Annotated in this window: 17 protein-coding genes; 4 read left to right on the top strand and 13 right to left on the bottom strand. The window is 64.9% G+C overall.

The genetic code is table 11. The features are described 5' to 3' along the window. Positions 1-45: 45 nt before the first annotated feature. The 13 genes from murJ to AB1384_07000 all read right to left on the bottom strand — a co-directional run bounded on the left by murJ (position 46) and on the right by AB1384_07000 (position 14,066). Positions 46-1,713 carry a murein biosynthesis integral membrane protein MurJ gene (murJ, locus tag AB1384_07060; GenBank protein MEW6554029.1) on the bottom strand — a complete coding sequence of 556 codons (1,668 nt, stop codon included), beginning with the start codon at positions 1,711-1,713 and terminating at the stop codon, positions 46-48. Continuing rightward, positions 1,710-3,767 carry a DUF6049 family protein gene (locus AB1384_07055; GenBank protein MEW6554028.1) on the bottom strand — a complete coding sequence of 686 codons (2,058 nt, stop codon included), beginning with the start codon at positions 3,765-3,767 and terminating at the stop codon, positions 1,710-1,712. Before AB1384_07055 ends, murJ begins: the two co-directional genes overlap by 4 nt. Continuing rightward, a complete protein-coding gene (locus AB1384_07050; GenBank protein MEW6554027.1) occupies positions 3,764-4,663 on the bottom strand; it encodes a GNAT family N-acetyltransferase in 900 nt (299 codons plus the stop codon). The genes AB1384_07055 and AB1384_07050 overlap by 4 nt, the downstream gene beginning before the upstream one ends. A gap of 26 nt (positions 4,664-4,689) precedes the next feature. Beyond that, complete coding sequence (locus tag AB1384_07045; GenBank protein ID MEW6554026.1) at positions 4,690-5,478, bottom strand: sulfite exporter TauE/SafE family protein; 789 nt, start codon at positions 5,476-5,478, stop codon at positions 4,690-4,692. A 20-nt stretch (positions 5,479-5,498) separates the two neighbouring features. Then, a complete protein-coding gene (locus tag AB1384_07040; protein MEW6554025.1) occupies positions 5,499-5,963 on the bottom strand; it encodes a YbaK/EbsC family protein in 465 nt (154 codons plus the stop codon). Positions 5,964-6,096: 133 nt separating this feature from the next. After that, a complete protein-coding gene (locus AB1384_07035) occupies positions 6,097-6,285 on the bottom strand; it encodes a hypothetical protein (GenBank protein ID MEW6554024.1) in 189 nt (62 codons plus the stop codon). A gap of 279 nt (positions 6,286-6,564) precedes the next feature. Continuing rightward, positions 6,565-9,075, bottom strand: coding sequence for a primosomal protein N' (priA, locus tag AB1384_07030; protein MEW6554023.1), 2,511 nt, complete (start codon positions 9,073-9,075; stop codon positions 6,565-6,567). A 91-nt stretch (positions 9,076-9,166) separates the two neighbouring features. Further along, positions 9,167-9,628, bottom strand: coding sequence for a prepilin peptidase (locus tag AB1384_07025; GenBank protein MEW6554022.1), 462 nt, complete (start codon positions 9,626-9,628; stop codon positions 9,167-9,169). Between the two features lie 34 nt (positions 9,629-9,662). Next, on the bottom strand, positions 9,663-9,842 hold the full coding sequence (locus tag AB1384_07020; protein ID MEW6554021.1) for a DUF4244 domain-containing protein: 180 nt from the start codon (positions 9,840-9,842) through the stop codon (positions 9,663-9,665). Positions 9,843-9,867: 25 nt separating this feature from the next. Further along, the gene (locus tag AB1384_07015; GenBank protein ID MEW6554020.1) at positions 9,868-10,719 is read right to left on the bottom strand and encodes a type II secretion system F family protein; all 852 of its coding nucleotides are present in this window, start codon (positions 10,717-10,719) and stop codon (positions 9,868-9,870) included. Position 10,720: 1 nt separating this feature from the next. Then, positions 10,721-11,584, bottom strand: a complete 864-nt coding sequence (locus AB1384_07010) for a type II secretion system F family protein (GenBank protein ID MEW6554019.1) — start codon at positions 11,582-11,584, stop codon at positions 10,721-10,723. Beyond that, positions 11,581-12,828, bottom strand: coding sequence for a CpaF family protein (locus AB1384_07005; protein ID MEW6554018.1), 1,248 nt, complete (start codon positions 12,826-12,828; stop codon positions 11,581-11,583). The genes AB1384_07010 and AB1384_07005 overlap by 4 nt, the downstream gene beginning before the upstream one ends. Before the next feature lie 14 nt (positions 12,829-12,842). Next, entirely contained in the window at positions 12,843-14,066 is a 1,224-nt protein-coding gene (locus AB1384_07000; protein ID MEW6554017.1) for a cellulose synthase operon protein YhjQ/BcsQ, read from the bottom strand. Between the two features lie 232 nt (positions 14,067-14,298). On the opposite strand from AB1384_07000, the gene AB1384_06995 reads away from it, so the two are divergent. The 4 genes from AB1384_06995 to AB1384_06980 form a co-directional block, all read left to right on the top strand. Beyond that, the gene (locus AB1384_06995) at positions 14,299-15,042 is read left to right on the top strand and encodes a hypothetical protein (protein ID MEW6554016.1); all 744 of its coding nucleotides are present in this window, start codon (positions 14,299-14,301) and stop codon (positions 15,040-15,042) included. A 62-nt stretch (positions 15,043-15,104) separates the two neighbouring features. Continuing rightward, the gene (locus AB1384_06990; protein MEW6554015.1) at positions 15,105-16,235 is read left to right on the top strand and encodes a PQQ-binding-like beta-propeller repeat protein; all 1,131 of its coding nucleotides are present in this window, start codon (positions 15,105-15,107) and stop codon (positions 16,233-16,235) included. Between the two features lie 103 nt (positions 16,236-16,338). Beyond that, positions 16,339-17,055: a hypothetical protein gene (locus tag AB1384_06985; GenBank protein ID MEW6554014.1), complete on the top strand. Its 717-nt coding sequence runs from the start codon at positions 16,339-16,341 to the stop codon at positions 17,053-17,055. Positions 17,056-17,739: 684 nt separating this feature from the next. Continuing rightward, a partial coding sequence (locus AB1384_06980; GenBank protein ID MEW6554013.1) for a hypothetical protein occupies positions 17,740-19,801 on the top strand: 2,062 nt, incomplete at its 3' end.

Here is a 19,801-nt window from a genome sequence, read left to right as displayed (position 1 = left end):
ACGGCTTATACGGGTTTCCTTTAGCCTCGAATGCCGCCGCCGCTCTCAGGCGCGCCGGCGGCGCGGGACCAGCCGGCCCAGCTGGCGCGCGAGCATGTCCTTGAGGATGGTCAGCTCCTCCATGCCCAGGGCGTGGGCCACGAAGAAGAAGACCACGAGACCTTCGGCCATGGGCAGCAGCATGTCCAGCAGGTCGGTCCAGAATCCCGCGGCCGGATGGAGCCGGGTGAGGAGTTGCTGGGAGGCATAGATCACCAGGGCCATGGCGGAGGCCGCGGCCAGGGTCTTGGTGACGGTCGCCAACACGCGCCTGCCCCCCAGGCGGCCCAGGCGCAGGCGCAGCACCGTGGCATGGATGACCGTGGAGAAGGCATAGGCGGTGGCGAACCCCAGGGCCAGTCCCTCCACGCCCATGAGGTGGAAGAAGAGCAGGTTGGCGCCGATGTTTATGGCCACCACGAAACAGTTGATGATCATGGGGGTGCGGGTGTCCTGCATGGAATAGAAGGTCTTCACGAGAAGCATGTCTATGGAATATGGGATCAGCCCCAGCGCGAAGTAGAAGAGCACGCCCGCGAGCAGGTCGGTGTCGCCGGCCTTGAAGAAGCCGTGCTCCAGGAGGAAGCGGATGATGGGCTGGCTCAGGGTCAGGTAGATGACGGCACAGGGCACGATGATGAGGAGGGTCGAACGCACGCCCAGGTTAAAGGTCTCCTTGAAGCGGGACATCTTGCGCAGGGCGGAATGCTCGCTCATGGCCGGGAAGATGGCGGTGATGATGGAGACGGCGAAGATGCCGTACGGCAGCTGGAAGAACATCTGGGCGTACTGGTAGGAAGGCACCCCTCCGTCGACCTGTATGGCCAGGGCGAAGACGAACCACGTGCCTACCTGCCACAACAGCACGTATCCCAGCAGGGGGACGGCCAGGCGCCCTATCTTGCGTATGGCGGGGTGCTTGAAGTCGAGCACCGGCTGGTAGCGCACCCCGATGCGCATGAGCGCGGGGACCTGCACGAAGGCCTGGGCCGCCACGCCCACGGTGGTGCCGACGGCCAGGAATACCAGGTGCAGGTAGTTATCGCGCGGTCCCGGCAGAAAGTAGAATACCACCACCGTAGCGATGACCACCAGGTTGTTGGCGATGGGCGCGAAGGCCGGTGCCTTGAAGTGGCGGTGGGAGTTGAGCAGGCCCCCGAAGATGGCGCTCAGCCCGTAGAAAATGATCTGCGGCACGAAGAAGCGCAACATGAAAGTGGCCTGGTCCCTCACCACCTGGGTGGTGACGTCGCCGGCGTTGTAGGAGCCGAAGAGGGTCATGAGCCGGATGATGATAGGGCTGGCCGCGATGCCCAACACGGTCACCACGCCCAGGAGGATGACGGATATGTTGGTCACCGAGCTGGCGACGTACCATGCCTCCTCCCGCGAGCGCGTGGTCAGGTATTCCACGAAGACTGGGATGAAGAGCGAGGCGATGATGCCGCCCAGGACGAGGTCGTAGATCATGTTGGGCATGGAGTTGGCCAGGTTGTAGGTGCTGGGGAGGTTGGTCTCCCCGAAGCGCAGGGTCAGGCCGAGCACGTAGGCTAGGGCGGCGTAACGCAGAAATCCCGTCACGCGGCTGATGGTGGTGCCGACGGCCATCACGGCGGCGTCCGCGGCGAAGACGGTAGATTCCTCGCGCGGGGCCGGTTCCATCACCGAGGTCACGCCTTCGCCCTCCCCTTCGAATGCTTGCCCCCGCGGTATCTGCGCACGAGGCGGCGCGTCAGTACCGCCACGGCCACGATCACGGCCAGGCAGACCAGGAGGACTATGGCCAGGGTGTTGATGATCGAGGTGTTCACCGTGGTGGAGGTGTTGGCTATGACCAGGTCCCCCGTCTCGAGGACTATGTCCACTATGAACGATCCCTTGCGGCGGGTGTCTACGTCGAAGATATAGCGGTTCTCGCGCGGCTCGACGGTCACCTGCATGGAACTGCCCTGCGGGAATATGAGGCTGGCGTTGTCCAGCCGCAGGGTTACTCCCCTAAGGGGGTAGTCCAGGGAGCTGGTGACATCCACGCTGAGCTTGCCCTCGGTGCCGGAGAGGGTCACCGAGCGCTTCTGTTCGATGGTGACTTTGGCCGTCTCTCCCCGGATGAGGGCGTCGATACTCCCCAGGTAAGCCTGTGCCGCCGCGCTGTCCCGTCCCGTCGTGAAACGGTAGTTCTCGGCGACGAGCTGGTTGCTGCCCAGGCTCTCCTGCATGGGGTGATCGGCCGGGATGCTGGCGGTGAAATCCGCGATATCTTCCCTCACCGCCTGCAGCTCCTGCATGTAATCGGTGGCGGCCCCCGTGTATACCGGAGACTGCAGAGCCACCCCCTCCAGGGGGGCCTGATCGGTGCTGAGCTCCGAGAGGAGACGTGTCTGGAGCCACGGGCAGCCCTTGATGGCGGTGTAGAGATCGTTCAGGAATTCCGGTGGGGGCATGAAGGTCGAGGGAAAGGCCAGCACGCACGAGCGCACCGCGTAAGGCCTCTCTCTCTGCAGCACGGCGAGTTCCGCGAAGATGTTCTGGATGACGTGGGTGGCGTCCATCCCCTGCGCGCTCTCCAGGTAGGTGTAGAGGGTCTCGTCCCGCACAAAGGCCTTGAGGGTATAGCCCTCGGAGCTGACGAAGCGTACTGGCTGCGAGAGCGTGGCCCCCTCCAGCAGTCTTTTTCCGGCGGCGCTGGCCTCCAGGGCCTCCCTGCCGACCACGGTGAATTCTACGCCACCCGACACCAGGCGCTGCAGGATGGGGTCGCTGAGCCGGAAGAGCGGCGCTACAAAGCCCGCGCTTCCGCTGGCCATCTCTTCCAGGAAATCGAGCCCCAGCTGCACCTGCCTGGTCGCGTCGTCCTGTCCCTCGCTCCCCCCCGTTTCCGGGTTCTCCCATGCCTGGGAAGCCAGGGCGTCGGGGTCGGCGAAAGAATAGGTCGTGCCCACGAGTTCCACTGCCCCCCCGGTCATGGACCCCTCGAGGTCGGCGATGATCGCTGACGCGCCTTCTTCCTCATACCCGCTGCCGTCCTTTCCGGACGCTTCCGCCAGTGCCGCGATATCGTCGTAAGTGGCGTTGGCCAGGACCAGGTTGCTGCGCACCTCTGGCGTCTTCTTCATGGCCTGCACCAGGCCGTAGAGGAAGCCCGGCTCATCGGGGGAGGAGGAGCAGGCTGAGGCCAGGCCGGTGTCCAGCTCGTTTCCCTGCGCGTCGGTGTACGGCAGGAAGTCCATGCTCCACAGGGTGGAGAGGTTGAGGGGAAGGCCCGCGGCGGGGTCCATGATCACCAGGAAGTTCTGGTCCGCGGATATGGTCTCTCCGTCCTGCAGCAGTCTCACCTCGAAGGGATATACGCCCGCCTTCAGCCCCAGCGAGTTGAGGTCTACCTCGTACATCTTGTTCGTCCATTCCGACTCGGGCGTGATGGTCTCGAGGTCGCGGGTGACCATGGCATAGCGGCGCGTTCCTTCCCGGAAAGAGGCGAGCTGCGAGCGCATGGAAGCCGGGGGATAGACGAGGAGTTCCAGGTAGAGGTCGTCCGCCCTGGCGGCGACGGAGAGCTCGAGGTCGACATCGAGGTAAGCGCGGTCCCCGGGGCCATAGTAGAAGGCGTTCATACGGGCGGATACCCCGGCCACGTTCTCCTGGGCAACAGCCCGGTGCGCTCCGCCCGCCGCGAGGGAGAGGAGGGTGGCGCAGACGACACAGGCCACCATGAAACGGCGGCACATCATCTTGCCGGCTCCAGGTCGCGGGGGATGCAGCGCATGATCTGGCGGCGGTCGGGCAGGATCTCGAAGCCTATCTTCAGATAGAGCCCGATGGCGGAGACGTTCTCCTCCTGCGTATTGACCATCACCGATGTCGCTCCCATGTTCTGCAGGGTGGAAACCATCTGCCTCACGAGTGCCCCCCCGAGGCCTTCTCCATGGTGGGAGGAGTCAACCCCGAGACGCTGCAGGTACCCGAAGCGGCCGTTGGTTCCTCCCACCGCATATCCCAGGATCTCTCCGCCGCGCTGCGCCAGCAGGAAGACATTGTGGTAACAGGTGGTGGCGATAGCTTCCAGGGTGCGCGCGTCCAGCTGCCAGAAATCATCGAACGCCGTCGTGTCCACGCGCAGTACATCACCCAGATACTTCTTTTTGTAACGGGTTATCTCCACGCCGTCCCGCGCTTCCGTCTTCACGGGGTCCCGCCGCAACTGCATCTCGAAGAGGACGATCCCGTAAGCGGGCTCGAAACCCCATTTTCCATACTCCTCCGCCTCGTATTCCGCCAGCGGTTTGGTGACGAAGGCGTCACTGCCTGACCCGAAACTGCGGGCCGCCGCGGTGGTCACCAGCCGTCTCTTTATCGGTCCCTCCCCCTTGATATGCCACATCGCTGTGATGTCCGAGCGGCTTCTCCAGTTCCCCACCAGGATGAAGGGGCGCCTGGAGCCGGTTACGTCACGGGGGAAATATATCCTGCCCCCGTATGCCCGCATGAAATCGAGGAAGAGGCGGCGGCTGCGGAAGAAGTAGCTCCCCCTGACCTCGGGCCAGAAGGCCTTGAACATCTCCGGGGAGGCTGCCACGATGTCCCGGTTGTCGTGATCGTCCCGCGTCTCTGGGGTTATGATCTCCACCACGTCCTTCCCGGCTTGAAACGGGGCTAGACGAGCCCCTGTATCTCTCTGAACAAGAATATTATACCGATGGCGGCGAGGAAGCATGAAAATAGCAGCAGCACACGGCGGTTGCGCGCACGCAGGGTGAAAAAGGAGCCAAGGTAGGCGCCGGGTATCACCCCCAGCATCATGGCCAGGGCGATAGTCCAGTCGACATGGCCGAGTTGAGCGTGGATGATGCTGCCCGGCACGGCAAGGATGGCGATGACCACCAGGGAATTGCCCAGGCATTCCTTGAGTTCGAGGTCCAGGACGAAGAAGAACGCCGGGACCATGACCACGCCCCCGCCCAACCCCAGGAAGCCGGAGAAGAAACCCGCCGAGAAACCGATGAGGGCGAGCTGCCATGCCGGCCACCTGCGCCTCGGCACCTCGACTTCCAGGCGCCGGTAGGGGTCTTTGCCCAAGGCTGTCGCCGCGGTCCGCCAGGCCAGATAGAAGATGATAAGCGAGGTCAGGATCATGATGTAGCGGGTGTCGATGACGGCAGTGGCATAGGAGCCGGCCGCCGTCCCGGCCAGCCCGAAGAGGGAGCAATAGAGGATGACGCGTGGGATGATCTTGCCCGCCCTCCAGTAGTTGAAGCCCCCCACGATGGCGGAAGGCAGGATGACCGGCAGGGGGGTACCCAGGGCGATGTCCGATGACTGGTCCAGGAGCATGCGGATGGCGGGGGTGGTTATGACCCCCCCACCGACTCCGAAAGCCCCTGAAGTGAAGCCGGACGCGAAGCCCAGGAGGGCCATAAAGAGATAACCTGCCGCTTCAGTCAAGGCCTAACCTCCCGGCGAGGTCAGCGGATGATATCCACGATATCGGCATCGGTAGCCCGCACGAGGTCATAGGAGCGGATTTTGAGGATCATGTACGGTTCTCCTCCTCCCGTGTAGACCACGTCCTCGCGCAGAGCGTGGAGGTCTATATATTTCGGCATCTCGGTCCTGAGCGCGACGGGAGGGGTGCTGCCGATGAGGTAACCGGTGAGCATGCGCACCTCGTCGGCGTTGAGCAGTCGCAGGCGCGATGCCGTTACCTCGCCTTTGAGCTTGTTGTAATCGACCATGCTGTCGCCGGGTATCATCACCATCAGCGGCTCCCCGGCAGCGGCGAAGAACACGGATTTTATCACCTGGTGTGGCAGGAGCCCCAGCGCCGCCGCCGCGCTCGACGCCGTGCGGGCGGGCTCCGGCATCCTGGAAAGTTCGTGAGGGATGTTGGCCGTCTGCAGGTAGTTATGTACATCTACGCTGCTGAGCAAGGCTAACTCCTTCATCCTCGGCGGCGGATACAAGACCACCCCTGCACGAAAGCCCGGGGTCTCGCGCGTATTATAGCATAGGAAGCTAACGCGGCACGTGAGGTCGATGGGTGGGTCTGGGGGAAGCGACGTCCTACTTGAGGCCACCCTTTCTGCCTATTTCCTGGTAGAACTCCGTCCCGTATCTCTGCTTGGTCGTCTGGCCGCCCTTGCGACCGCCCTTCTGTCCGATCTTCTGGTAGAACTCCGTCCCGTACTTCTTGAGAGTGGTCTTCCCCCCCTTGCGGCCCGCTTCGCTTCTGGTCAGTTTCCGGCTCGCCATGAGTAATCCCCCCTCGTCTAGAAAGCCCTGCAGGAGATCATGTTCAGCGACGCAAGCTCCTTACATAACCTTTTTACCCAATATAAGCCATGTTTAACCAAGCAACCTGATAGGGATCATGTGGACCAGGTTTCCTTTTTATTGCATTCCACCGGAGGCTGTTACCTCGACCTGGGTCAGGCTTCTTGTTTGTTGCGTCCCACCAAAGGCAACGACCTCGACCCAGGCTTCAAGAATGCAAGAAACAAGAACTGACCCCCAAACGGAGAGCGAGCGGCACTAGAGAAGAGTCACGGGGTCGACGTCCACGGCCAGGGAGATGCTTTCGCGGGAGATGTTTTCGCAGCGACAGTAGGAGGCGCGGAACTTTTCGTAAGCGAGGAGTGACCCCTCAAGGCCGCCCGCTGCCCTCTCCGGAGCGGTGGTCTTCACGACCAGGTGGTAACGGTATCTGCCCTTGAGGCGCGCGAGAGGAGCGGGGGCGGGACCGAGGACCTGCGCGTCCGTGGGGCGCAGCGACTGGCGCAACAGCTCTCCGAGACCGCCGGCCGCGTCGCGGGCATAGCCCTCTTCAGGCGCGGAAACGACCAGGTTGACCAGGCGGCAGAATGGGGGGTACAGGGCCTCGCGCCGGTAGGCGGTCTCCTGGCGATAGAAGGCGGAGGCGTCGCCACGCACGGCCGCGGCGACGGCGTAATGGTCGGGGTTGAATGTCTGCACGATGACCCTTCCCGGGAGGTCGCCCCTTCCCGCCCTTCCACTCACCTGGGTGAGCAGCTGGAAGGTGCGCTCCCCGGCACGGAAATCGGGAAGCCCCAAAGAGGTATCGGCGTTGATCACGCCCACCAGGGTGACGTTGGGGATATCCAGGCCCTTGGCGATCATCTGAGTTCCCAGTAGCACCTGGGCGCGCCCCGACTTGAACTCCTCCAGCATGTCCCAGTGGGAGTGCTTGCGCCGGGTGGTGTCCGCGTCCATGCGGATGCAGCGCAGCGGAGGCAGCAGGCGCCGCAGCTCCTCCTCCACTCTCTCGGTGCCGATGCCCGCATAGCGTCGCACCTGACCGCCGCATTCGGGGCAGGTGAAGGGAGGCTTCAGGACCCAGCTGCAGTGGTGGCAAAGGAGTTCACCCCGGGCGTGGTAACACATGCTCACGGAGCAGTTGCGGCACTGCAGGATGTGGCCGCAGGCGTGGCACTGCATGAAGCGGGCGAACCCCCGCCGGTTGAGGAAGAGGATGGCCTGCTCGCCAGCCTGGTAGACACGGCCCAGGGCGTTGACCAGCCGGGGGGAGATGATGGCGGGTGCCGCGCCGTCCTCCGCTCCGCGCATGTCCACTACCTCCATCCCGGGGAGGGGGCGGTCGTCCACGCGCCTGGGCAGTACGAGGTAGGCGAAGTCCTTCCGCGCGGCCGCGTAACGGCTCTCGAGTTGCGGCGTTGCGCTGCCCAGCACCAGTGCCGCGCCGCCCAGCCGCGCCCGCTCGGCGGCGACGTCGCGGGCGACGTAACGGGGGGCCGAGTTCTCCTTGTACGTGGTCTCGTGCTCCTCATCGATGACGATGAGGCCGAGGTCCACGAGGGGGGCGAAGAGGGCGGATCGGGCCCCTATGACCACCTTGTACCTGCCGTCCCTGATCCCCCTCCACTGGTCGTAGCGCTCACCCAGCCCCAGGCGGGAATGGAGCACCGCCACGTCCTCTCCCAGGCGTCCCTTGAAGCGCTGTACCATCTGCGGGGTCAGGGCGATCTCCGGGACCAGGACCAACGCGGTGCGTCCGCGCCGCAGGGCGTGTTCTATGGCGTGCAGGTAGACCTCGGTCTTGCCGCTTCCTGTTATACCGTGCAGGAGAAAGACCTCGCCCCTTCCCGCCTCGACGCCTCCGTTTATCGCCTCCAGCGCGGCCCGCTGCTCGGGGTTGAGGTCATGGGGCGGGACGGGCGGGAAGGAACGTTCGGCGAAGGGATCGCGCAGCCTCTCCTCCTCCCGCACCCTGAGCAGTCCCGCGTCCCCGGCGCCGCGCAGGGAGGACGCCGAGCATGCAGCGCGGCGCTGCAGCTCCAACGCGGTCATGCTGCCGCCGTGGTCGCGCAGGGCCGCGACGAGGCGAAAGCGCGCCGGCGACCTCTTCTCCACTTCGGGGTCATCAGCCGCCTCCCTGCCCGCGTCCGTGAGCTCGGCTACACGCACCTTGACGCGGGATGCCTTGGGCTGGGGCATGACGAACCTCCGCTCGATCCATCCCCCCTCCTCCAGGGACCTGAGGGTGGAGGAGGACACGCTCCCCCCGAGCCCCGCCTTCAAGGTCGCGAGGGGCATCTCGCCCCCCGCCGCGAGTGCCCCGACCACCTCGCGCTGGCGGACGGCGCGGGCCGGCAGCCCTTCCAGGGCCTCATCCGCTCCGCGCCGCAGCGAGATGAGCTCGACCACGCGGCGAGAACGGCCCGGGGGCACCACCAGGCGGATGGCCTGGGAGAGGGAGCTGAGGTAGCGGGCGGCTATCCACTCGCAGAGGCGTACCGTCAGCGCGTCGAAGACCGGTGGCTCATCCACCACCGCCTCCAGGGCGCGGATGCGCGGCAATGCGGGAGGCATGCAGTACCCCAGCACGTAGCCGACCTGCACGGAATTGACGAGGGGCACCAGGACGACGCTCCCGGTCTGTACCTTGTCCGCCAGGTGGCCCGGCACGGAATAGGTGAAAGGGCGGTCCAGCTGTCGCGCGGGCGCGTCGATGACGACGTTTACGTAGGCTTCCGCCTTCTCCTCGCGTTCTCTTGAGCCGGGCATGAGCCAATTATAAGCGCTGGGGACGACCCCCACCCTGGGCGCACCCCGGCGGAGGTAGGCCCGTGGATATCACCGGGTCCCTGGAGGGGGGTCAGAGAAAGAGGGCGGAGACGGCCGCACAGAGGGAGAGGATGGCGGCGTAAGGCAGGGTGCGCGCGCGGCTGCCGGGGTGCGGTGGCCGCGCCTTCCCGGCGGCACGTCGCAGCCGGCCGGCGAGCAGCGCCACCGCGCCCATGGCCCCGCTGGCTGCGACGCCGCACAGGAACGATACCCAGAGGAGATCGGGGCCGGTGCCGATGCCGATGACGGCGAGTGTCTTCACGTCACCGCCCCCTACCAGTCCGAGGAGGAAGGCGGGATAGAGGAGCACAAAGCCCAGCACCATGCCGCACAGAGAGGTGCGGAAGGCGCTCCAGCCGCCCGCGGCGGAGAGCGCGAGGCCCGCCGCCGCCGCACCCAGGGTTAGGCGGTTGGGCACGCGGCGATGGCGGAAGTCGCAGTAGATCACGGCGAGCGAGAAGACCCACAAGAAGAACAACCTGACCGTCCACACCTTGTCCCGCCTCCCTTGACCTTGCGCACGAAGCCTATCCCAGGGCACTCATCAGTTGCTGGAATATCTTGTTGAAGAAGCTCTTGATGACGTCCGTCCCGCCCGCCCAGGCTATGAGCGCGCCGGCGACGGCCGCTGCGCCCAGGATGACAAGCGCATATTCCGCCGTGGTCTGTGCCGACTCATCGCCGACGATCTCCAGTGGTTGGCGCATGTTGATTCACCTCCTTCGCGCTGTTCTAGAGGGTGTAGCCAAGGATCATGCCTCCCACGGTGAGCAACAGGAACGAGGGGAGGATGAGAAAGACCAGGGGCAGGAGGATGAGCACCGAGACGCGTGCCGCCCTGGCGCGGTCCTTCTCACGCCGCGAGTTTCTCAGCTCCACCGCCAGTTCCTCCAGGGTGTCCGCCACTGGCGCTCCGAACTCCTCGGCCCTGATCAATGTGCGGGCGAAACGTCGCATCTCGCGGCACGGATGATCGTAGGCGAGGCGCAGCGCTCCAACGGTGCTCTCGCCCAGGTCGATATGCTCGAGCACGCGTTCCATCTCCCTGCTGGAGCAGGGATTACCGCTGGCGGCGGCGGCATGGCGGAAGGCCGAAAGCAGGCTCTCTCCGGAAAAACACAGCACGGCCATGAGGTCGACGACTTCCGGGAGGTCGGAGGCGATGGACTCCCAGCGCCTGCCGCGCCGTCTCTTCAATGTCATGATGGGGAAGTGGTACCCGGCTGCGAAGAGAACGGGTGCGAGGGGCAGCGCCGCCAGCCCCAGCGGCAGGGAGGCCAAGGCCAGTGCCGCTCCCACCGCCATGCGCAGGCCCTGCAGGCGGTCGGGAGTCCACTTCGAGTCGGAAGCTTCGAGTAATCGCAGCGTATCGTCGCTGACGCGGGGGGCGGCGGCGTGCCCCAGGCCGGCCAGCAACACGGCGAACGGCGGGAACGGGCGAAAACCAGGCCGCGGGTCAGGCCCGCCGCCTTCCTCAAGGCCAGCGGCGGCCAGCACCCTGGAGCGGCGTGAGCGGCGCACGGCGCAGGCGCCCGCCAGGGTGGCCAGTGCGATGGCGGCGAGAGCCGCCGCGATAACGTCCATCTCAGACCTCCTGGTCGACCATCTTGCGGATGAGGACGAAGGCCGCCGTGTTCAAGGCGACCGCCAGGGCGATGATGAGGTTGCCCGTGGGCGTGGTGAAGAGTGGCCGCAGAGAGCCCGGGTTGAGCGCCGCCTGCAGGAGCAGGAAGACGGCGGGCAGGGAGGAGACGAGATAACCCGAAGCCCGGCTCTGGGAGGTGAGGATGCGCGCCTCGCGCCTGGCCTCGAGCCCGTCCGCTACGCGCTTGCGCAACCTCTCCAGGATACGCGGCAGGTCGCCGCCCTTGCCGTGGAGCAGGGCCAGCACTTTGAAGGTGAGGCGCAGCGATGGGGAGGAAGACGCGGCGGCGGCCCTCGCCAGCGATTCCTCCATGCCGCTCCCCAAACGGATGTCCTGCAGGATATCGAGCACGTCTTCGCCCAGCTCGTTCCCCACGTCCTCCAGGCTCACTTCCAGGGCCTGTCGCAGCGAAAGACCCGCGCGCAGGGACTGGGAGAGCGAGTCGATGAACTCGAGGACCTGCTCCTCCTTTCTGCCACGGGCGCGCCTGTCGCGGTGTCTCGTGGCGAGGCGCCGCGCCATGGCTGCGGCCGGAAAGGCCACCGACGCCAGCAGCACGCTGCGGGTGAGCGCGAAGGCCGCGACTCCAGCCACGGCGGCCAGGATATATATCTGGGAACCCCTGGCGGAAGATGAATACCCGGCCAGCAGGAGGCGGCGGAGTCCGCCCGGCAGCGCGTTTCCGGGAGTGCTGCGCGGCGAAAACGCGGCGAGGGCCCGCTCTCGCCGCCGCGCCGGGATCCGGCAGAGCAGGGCGGCAAGGCTGACCGGAAGCAGGATGCAGAAGGCGACAAGGGGCATCATCCGGACATCGAGGTCGAGACCTCGACTTTCACCACCTTTGGCTCGGCGTCCCCCTCCGCCAGGGATGGGACGGGCTTGAGGCAGGCGACCTCTTCCGCGGGGGGGCGGGACGCGGAGGTGGGGGCAGGGATGAGCCGGGCACCGCCCTCGCGGCCGCGCACCATCACCGCGACCTCGCTCACCCGCCGCATGCCGCTTGCCGTTCGTTCCATGTGTACCAGGACGTCCACGGCCTGTTCGATCTGGTCACGCACAGCGCGTGCTGGCAACCCTACGCCCGCGGTCATGGCCATGGTCTCCAGGCGGGAGAGGGCGTCGAGGGGCGAGTTGGCGTGCACCGTGGTCATGGAGCCGCGGTGCCCGGTGTTGAGCGCCTGCAGGAGGTCCAGCGCTTCGGGGCCCCTTACCTCGCCGATGATGATGCGATCGGGGCGCATCCTGAGGGCGTTGCGCAAGAGGTCCCTCAGGGTCACCTCTCCCTTTCCCTCCAGGTTGGGGGCGCGCGTCTCCAGGGGGATGACGTGGGGCTGCTGCAGGCGCAGCTCCGCGGCGTCCTCGAGGGTGATGACGCGCTCATCCGCGCCGATGTGAGACGAAAGGGCGCCCAGCAGGGTCGTCTTACCCGTGCCCGCTCCGCCCGAGATGACCAGGTTTCTCTTCTCCTCCACCGCCGCCGCCAGGAAGGCCGCCTGTCCGCGAGCCATGCTGCCCGATGAGACGAGCTCCTCCATGCCGTAGGGGCGCCGCCTGAACTTGCGGATGGTCAGCACCGGCCCCAGCAGCGACAGCGGGGGCAGGATGACGTTCACCCGCGAACCGTCGGGCAGCCTGGCATCGACGTAGGGAGAGGCCTCGTCGACGTGCAGGCCCAGGGGACCGATGATGCGGTCGATGATGCGGTAGAGCTCCTCGTCGCCAGCCAGCCGGATGTCACAGCGGGAGATGCGTCCGTCCTTCTCCGTGTAGACCCCGTGGGGCCCGTTCACCATTATCTCGGTGATCTCCTCGTCACGCACCAGCGCCTCCAGGGGCCCGAGACCGAGTATGTCGTCGAGGAGCCTCTCGAGCACGCCCTGCATCTCGAGGGGGTCGAGCACCAGGCCCTCCTCCCAGGCCACCTCCCGCGCGGCGCGCATGAGGGACTTCCTGTGCGCGGCGGCGTCGCTGCCCTGGGCTGGCGTGGCGCCGCAGTCGGGGAGCCTCTCCCTGATCCTCTCCTTCAGCCTGGCGTAGGCCTCCTGCACGGCATGTCTCCCGGTCATGGCAGGCCGTCCGTACGGTCCCGCAGCCTTCTGAGCCGCCTCCGGGTGGTTGCGCCGCTTACTTGTCCACCGGTGAGGGCCGCGGCCATGTCCGCCATTGCCCTTCCCAGGGGAGAGTCTGCGGCCGGCAACTCGCCCAGTTCCGCGAAGTCGAGGCCGGACCGCGCATCGTCCGGCAGCGCCGCCAGCAGCTCTATACCGGCGGCCCGGGCCAGTTCGTCCGGGCCCAGGGTGTGGTGGGAACCGCAGCGGTTGACCACCAGCCGCAGGCGGCCGTGATCGAGCCCGGTCTCGCGCAGGCTGGTGGCGATGGCGCGGGCGCACGTGGCGGTGAGGGTGTCCGGCAGGGTGAACATAATCACCTCGGGATCGTGATGCAACAGGGCGGGTATGGCCGAGGGACGGCAAGCGGGAAAGTCCTGGATGACCAGGTCGAAGAGGAAGAGCAGGTTGCGCAGTAGGACAACCGGGGAGGCGGTCTCCGCCGCCGGCCCTCCGCTGCCGTATGGAAGCAGATAGAAGCCGGCGGCGTGGCGGTGCACGGATAGGCGGACCAGGTCCCAGGATATCTCCTCCGCCAGGGGCAGCAGCTCGCATACGGTCTTTCCCTCGCCGCGGGACTTCAGGAACAGCAGCTGGGACAACTCGCGCGGCATCTCCATGAGCAGCACGCGCGGCCCCGTGGAAGACATGGCCGCGGCCAGGGCACACGCGAGGAAGGTGGTCCCGACCCCTCCCTTGCAGCCCATGAGGGCGATAAGGCGGGACCTTTCTCCTCGTCCTCCTTCCCACGTGGGCGCGGCGGCGGGGGAGCGTTCTCCGGTGTGATGGATCTGCACCTTGCTCTTGATCTCCTGGAAGAGGTCGTGGCTGTCGGTCCCGTTCCATCCGATGAGGCCGCCGTATTTGAGGGGCAGGCGCAGCATGCCGGCCAGCCTCTCCGCGCCCCACTCCGCGTCTTGGTGGGAGATGAGGAAGGATACCGGCATGCACAACCTGGCGGTGTCACCGGCTTCGAGACGGTAAGCCCCGATCTCCTCCAGCAGGGAGGGGGAGATGAGGAGGGCGGCGGGATGGAACCGCTCGAGGAGACGCAGCAAGTCCGGGATGGAACGGGCGACCCCGCATAGGTCCAGCAGGGGGTGGCTGTCCAGGGAGGCGATGACGTCCGAGACCATCTCGCCGCTCGGCACGGCCACCGCGACCGCAATAGCTTCCATACTCACCACCTCGATTTTTTAGTCATAATATTAAACATAACAAAGATTGTCAACATATAAAATATACTCCGCCGCGGCAACGAGCGCCGTCGCCAAATCGCACCGACCGCGGGGGCGATACGGAACCGGGGACGGCGGCAGAGCGTCATTGTTTGAAAAAGAGCGCTTTACTGTGATAAAAAAGGCTTGAAGCTGCGCCGACCGTTACCTGGAAGGATGGGATAAAACGGACATGCGGATGCGATCCATCAATGGCTGGCCCACCTTCATCTCCGTCCTGGCTCTCACGCTGTTTCTCGTGGTCTCCGGCCTGGGGTGCGGCGGGAGCCCGGAGGGGGAAGAGAAGGCGGGCGAGCTGAGCATAGACGAACTATGGGCCAGGGCCCAGGAGGCGGATTCGGCCATCGAGTCCTGGCACATGGAGATAGCCAGCTACTACGAGAACACCCAGTACGGCAGCGGGCAGATACAGAGCATCATCATCGACGTCAGCGGCGAGGACCTCCACGAGCAGGACCTGCTGCTTGGGCAGGTCTACTTCGAGTACATACGCACAGGGGGCAGGCAGTACGTCAAGGACATGGACAGCGGCACCTGGAACGAGGCGTCTGCCGAGCAGCCGTCCACGGACGCCTCCGAGTATACTTCCCGGTTCCTGGAGCTCCCCTCCGTCGCGGCCACCCAGGAACACGTCGGCAGCGAGACCATCGAGGGGGTCGAGGCCGAGCGCTTCCGCTTCACCCTGAACAGCGACGGCGTGAAAGAGATGTTCTCCGCCCAACCTTCCTTCGATTTCAGCGAGAACACCGGTGGCGAAGTGGACGTGTGGATCGACAGCGATGATTACTACATGGTCCGCTACGAGCTGTTGATCCGTAACGTGATCATCCCGGAGAAGATCGGCCACGGCGATATCAGGTTCGTCGTGAGCATACGCGATATCAACCAACCGATCGAGATCACACCGCCGGTTTAGGTGCGCACCGCGCGCAGCGGGGAAGGCGGCATCAGCTGATGGCACGGTTAAAGAGAAAGAGGATGATCTCGGCGGTTGTCGCGGTCATCCTGGCGCTGGCAGCCATCCTCACCCCCCTCCTGCTCTTCTGGCCGTCGCACGAGCAGATCGTCGTGGACGAGGGCAGCTGGACCATGCCCGGCGGAGGGCCGGCCCACCTTTTCTACCTGCCCTTCGCGCCGCGGGGGCCCCTGGTGGAGCGCTGGAACACCCGCCTGGAGGGACAGCAGGTGGGCCCTGCGGCTGTGGCGGACGGCAGGACCTACGTGAGCTGTGAGAACGGATACCTCTACTGCCTGGATCTGGAGAGCGGTAAGCCGGTATGGAGATATGACGCCGCCGCCGGCCTCTCCTCCATGCCCAGTGTGTCCGGGGCGGGCATCTTCCTGGGCACGCAGGATGGAAGGGTGCTCAGCGTCAGCCCGGAGGGCGAGACGAACTGGGAGGTGGTGGTCGGGGGTACCGTCAACTCTACCCCGATCCCCGTGGGCGACAGGGTCTATTTCGGATCGAGCGACCGCAGTCTCTATTGCGTGGACGCCGCGGGCGGCTCCGTCCTGTGGTCTTTCGAGGCGCTGGGGCCGGTGGAGGTCTCTCCATGCATAGATGCGGGGCAGGTATTCGCGGTCTCTGTCGAGGGCGACCTCTTTGCCCTCGACGAGCGGGACGGTCGGTTGCTGTGGACCTACAGGACACAGGGCGTGCCGGTGGCATGTCCCGCCGCCGCGGACGGTAAGGTCTTTCTGGCCGGCGAGTTCGAGTTGCACTGTGCGGATGCCCAGAGCGGCAAGGTGTTGTGGGAGTATCCCACCGCCGCGGCCGTCATCTCCAACCTCGCCGTGCGCGGCAACCAGTTGCTGGTCCTGTACGGCGTCCCCGGCGGTGATGCCAGCATCGTCTCCCTGGACGACCGCACCGGTGACCTGTTATGGCAGACCTCGGCGGGTGCCGCCGCGGAATGGACATGGCTGTACGCAAGCAACGAGGACGCGTATTACGGCGGCGCCGGAGGCCTGCGCGCCGTGGCCATTGAGTCCGGCATACCCAGCCTGGAGAGGGACCTGGAGGGCGTCCTGCCGGGCACCATGACCATAACCGAGGACTACGTGCTGGCGGGCAGCGACTCCCGCAAGGTCTATTGCTATGGAGAATAGAAGTATATACGGGGCGACGGCGGCGGGGTCAAGAAATGGCCGGGCATAACGATAAAGATGTAAAGGCATGCTGCGGGGCCGAGTACAGGAAAGGATGGTATTGATGAAAGCGAGGAGAACGCGCCTTGGTGTCTGCGCACTTTCCCTGCTGCTGGCAGCGGGGATGCTCTTCACCTTCCCGGGCTGTTTCGGAGGGGAGCCCAGCGTCGATGAGATCTGGGAGAAGAGCCAGGGGGCCGAGAAGAACATCAATTCGTTACACATGGAGATAGCCATCAGCTACGAGAACACCAAGTTCGGCGGGGGCCAGATCCAGACCACCTCCATCAACGTCAGCGGTAACAACGTCCAGGCTTCGAGCGCGCTGTTCGGGCAGAGCTTCAGCGAGGTCATCGTGGTCAACGGCATGCAATACAGCCGGACCATGGGCAGCGAGGAATGGACACAGCAGTCCGCCACCATCAGCCGGGAGACGGTCACCCAGCAGGTGGAGGGTTTCGCCAACCTCCCCTCCGTAGCCTCTTCCTCGGAGAACCTCGGGGTCGAGACCCTCAATGGCGTGGAGGTCTACCACCTCCACTTCACCCTCACCCCGGACGAGGTCAAGACCCTCTTCAAGAGCGTGGAGGCCTCGCAGCTGGCGGCGAACGCGGGCGGTGAGGTCGATGTCTGGGTGGAGAAGGAAAGCGGCTACAGGGTGAAGTACGAGGCCCTGGTGAAGAACGCCAACATCACCGAACAGATCGGCTACGGCGACATACGGGTGGTCACCACCATCACCAGCATCAACGAGCCGATAGCGATAACGCCCCCGGTATAGACCATAAGCGCACCACGAGTAATTGCTCGGCGCCCTCACGGGGGCGCCGTTTCGCGCATGATACCAGGCGGGGGGCGGGGAGGGCAACGGGAAGTCCACTGGGCATCACGGCGTCCCGCGTGCGCCCTTCGCGTCGCGACCAGGTATGAGGCGCGAGCTGTTTTCGCCCCCCGCAAGTCCCTCCAGGACCATTGCGCCTGGTGAAAAACAGCAGCTCCAGGGCGATTTCAATCTCTATGGCCGGCTATGTTACTCGTCATGTTACAAAAGTGTGACGATCTTGTTACAATCCCGAAATTTCGAGCGTAAGGATTCAATATGCCGCCCCTGGATTTCGATAACTAAAGCGAGCCTAAATATATGGACGAGATGGCTGAGGATAGGAGTTATTTAACAGAGTATTTCTATAGGAATATGAGATGAGCCCTGTTATGGAGGCGAGGCGATGGCAGTGACGAAAACGCAGACAGGGCGGACCCCGATCACCGGGTCATTCCGGTCCGCACAGTATTCGATTCCCGAAAGCGAGCGAGGCTCGATCCTTGCCGTGCGCCTGCCCACGTCACCTGGTTCGAAGACCGGGGGCATGACATCAGCTCCCGTGTCCTGCTTTTCCGATATCGGTGCTAGCGGGTCCCATCGGGTCGAGGGATCCGAAGGATAGGAAGCGAGGGGGAGAGGAAGATGCTTCTCAACAGGAACTTGCAGAAGGCGGTCAACATCATCGTCATCGTCGCGCTGCTCGGAATGGCGGCGTTGGGGATGGTGATGGTCATTCCTTCAGACAGCCCCCTGGGGCCGCTGATGGGGAAGGTCTTCAACTCGAAGGATGTCTTCGTGAACTTCGTCGGCACCCTCGACCCCAAGGAAGTGGCCCAGGCGGTCAACGAAGACCCCGAACTGGTGGTGGAGCTGCTCTCGCTGCTCGATGCGGGCCAGATCGCCGATGCCGTGAACCAGAGCGAGGAGTTCCTGGTGGTGATGGTCAGCTCCCTCGACCCCGCCGTTGTCGCCACGGTGATCAACGAGAACCCGGAATTCGTCGACTCGCTCCTCGGCCTCGTCGACCTCGAGATGCTGGCCGACATCCTCAACGCCAACCAGGACCTCATAGTGGAGATGGTCAACACGCTCGACCCGGTGACCGTGGCCAACATCGTCAACAACAGCGAAGCCTTCGCCCTCGAGGTCATCAAGTACATCGACGCCCAGGTGATCGCCAACGTCGTCAACAGCAACCCCACCTTCGTCACCAAGATCGTCGGGCTGATCAACGCGGATGTTATCGCGCAGGCCCTCAACGAGAACCCGCGCATGTTGGCGGACGTGGTGTCGCGGCTCAACCCCCAGGTCGCCGCCATGGCCATCAACGCCAATGGGCCCTTCCTTTCCCGGGTCATGGGCATGCTGGACGCAAGGGTACTGGCGAGCGCGGTCAACTCCAACGGGCGTTTCCTCGTGGACGTGCTCGGTTATCTCGACCCCGCGGTCCTGGCAGACGTCCTCAACAGCAACCAGGACCTGATGTACGACGTCGTAGGCATGCTGGAGCCCTCCTTCATCGCCTCGATCATCAATAACCAGAGTTTCGTGACCTCGCTCATCGGCTATCTCAACCCGGGCGCGATAGCCGGCTCCGTCAACGCCAACGGCGGGTTCGTGACCTCGCTGCTCGGCATGATGGATCCGGGAGTTATAGGGGACGCGGTCAGCGCCAACGCCGCCTGGCTGGAGGACCTCATCGGCGAGCTGGACGGCGCCATGCTCGGGTCCATCATGGACTCCAACGCCGCCTTCCTCACCGACTTCGTGGGCGAGCTCTCCACCGGTACCGTGGCCTCCATCGTCAACGATAACCAGGCCTGGGTCACCGAGCTCATCGGGCAGGTGGACCAGTCGGTGCTCGCGGGCGCGCTCTCCGATAACGCCGCCTGGCTGGAGGGGCTCATAGGCGAGCTGGACGGCGCGCAGCTGGGATCCATCATGGACTCCAACGCGGCCTTCCTCTCCGACTTCGTGGGAGAACTTTCTCCGTCCACCATAGCCGATGTGGTCAACGACAACCCGGCATGGGTCGTAGGCCTGGTATCCGAGCTTGACACCGGCGCCGTCGCGGGCATCGCCAACGACGCGGCGACCATCGCCTTCATAAACGCCCTGCTGCCGCAGCTGGACGCCACCGCCCTCGCGGGCATCGTCAACGGCAACGGCGGCTGGGTGGCCGACCTGGTGGGAGGCATCACCCCGGATACCGTCAACAGCCTGCTGAGCGGACTGCGGCCCTGGCTCGTGAACGACGTGATCCCGAACCTGAACGAGAACACCATCGCCAATATCGTGAACCACCCCAACACGGCAGCGTTTATCAACCAGCTCCTGCCCATCCTGGACGAGACGGTGCTCGCCGGCATCGTCGACGCCAACTGGGACTGGATGGGCGACCTCGTCTCCGGCATAGCGCCGGTGACGGTGAACCGCTTGCTCAACGACGTCCGTCCCTGGCTCGTGAACCAGGTGATGCCCAGCCTCAACGAGAACACCATCGCCAATATCGTGAACCACCCCAACACGGTAGCGTTTATCAACCGACTGCTGCCCGTCCTTGATGCGACGACGCTGGCGGGCATCGTCAACGGCAACGGCGGCTGGGTGGCCGACCTGGTATCGGGGATCACCCCGGCCACCATCAACACCATGATCGCCGACCTCGAGCCCTGGATCACCGGCACCCTCCTGCCCAACCTGG

This window comes from Actinomycetota bacterium, assembly GCA_040757835.1.
Lineage (GTDB): Bacteria > Actinomycetota > Geothermincolia > Geothermincolales > RBG-13-55-18 > SURF-21.
This window is presented reverse-complemented; position numbering and strand designations above follow the sequence as displayed.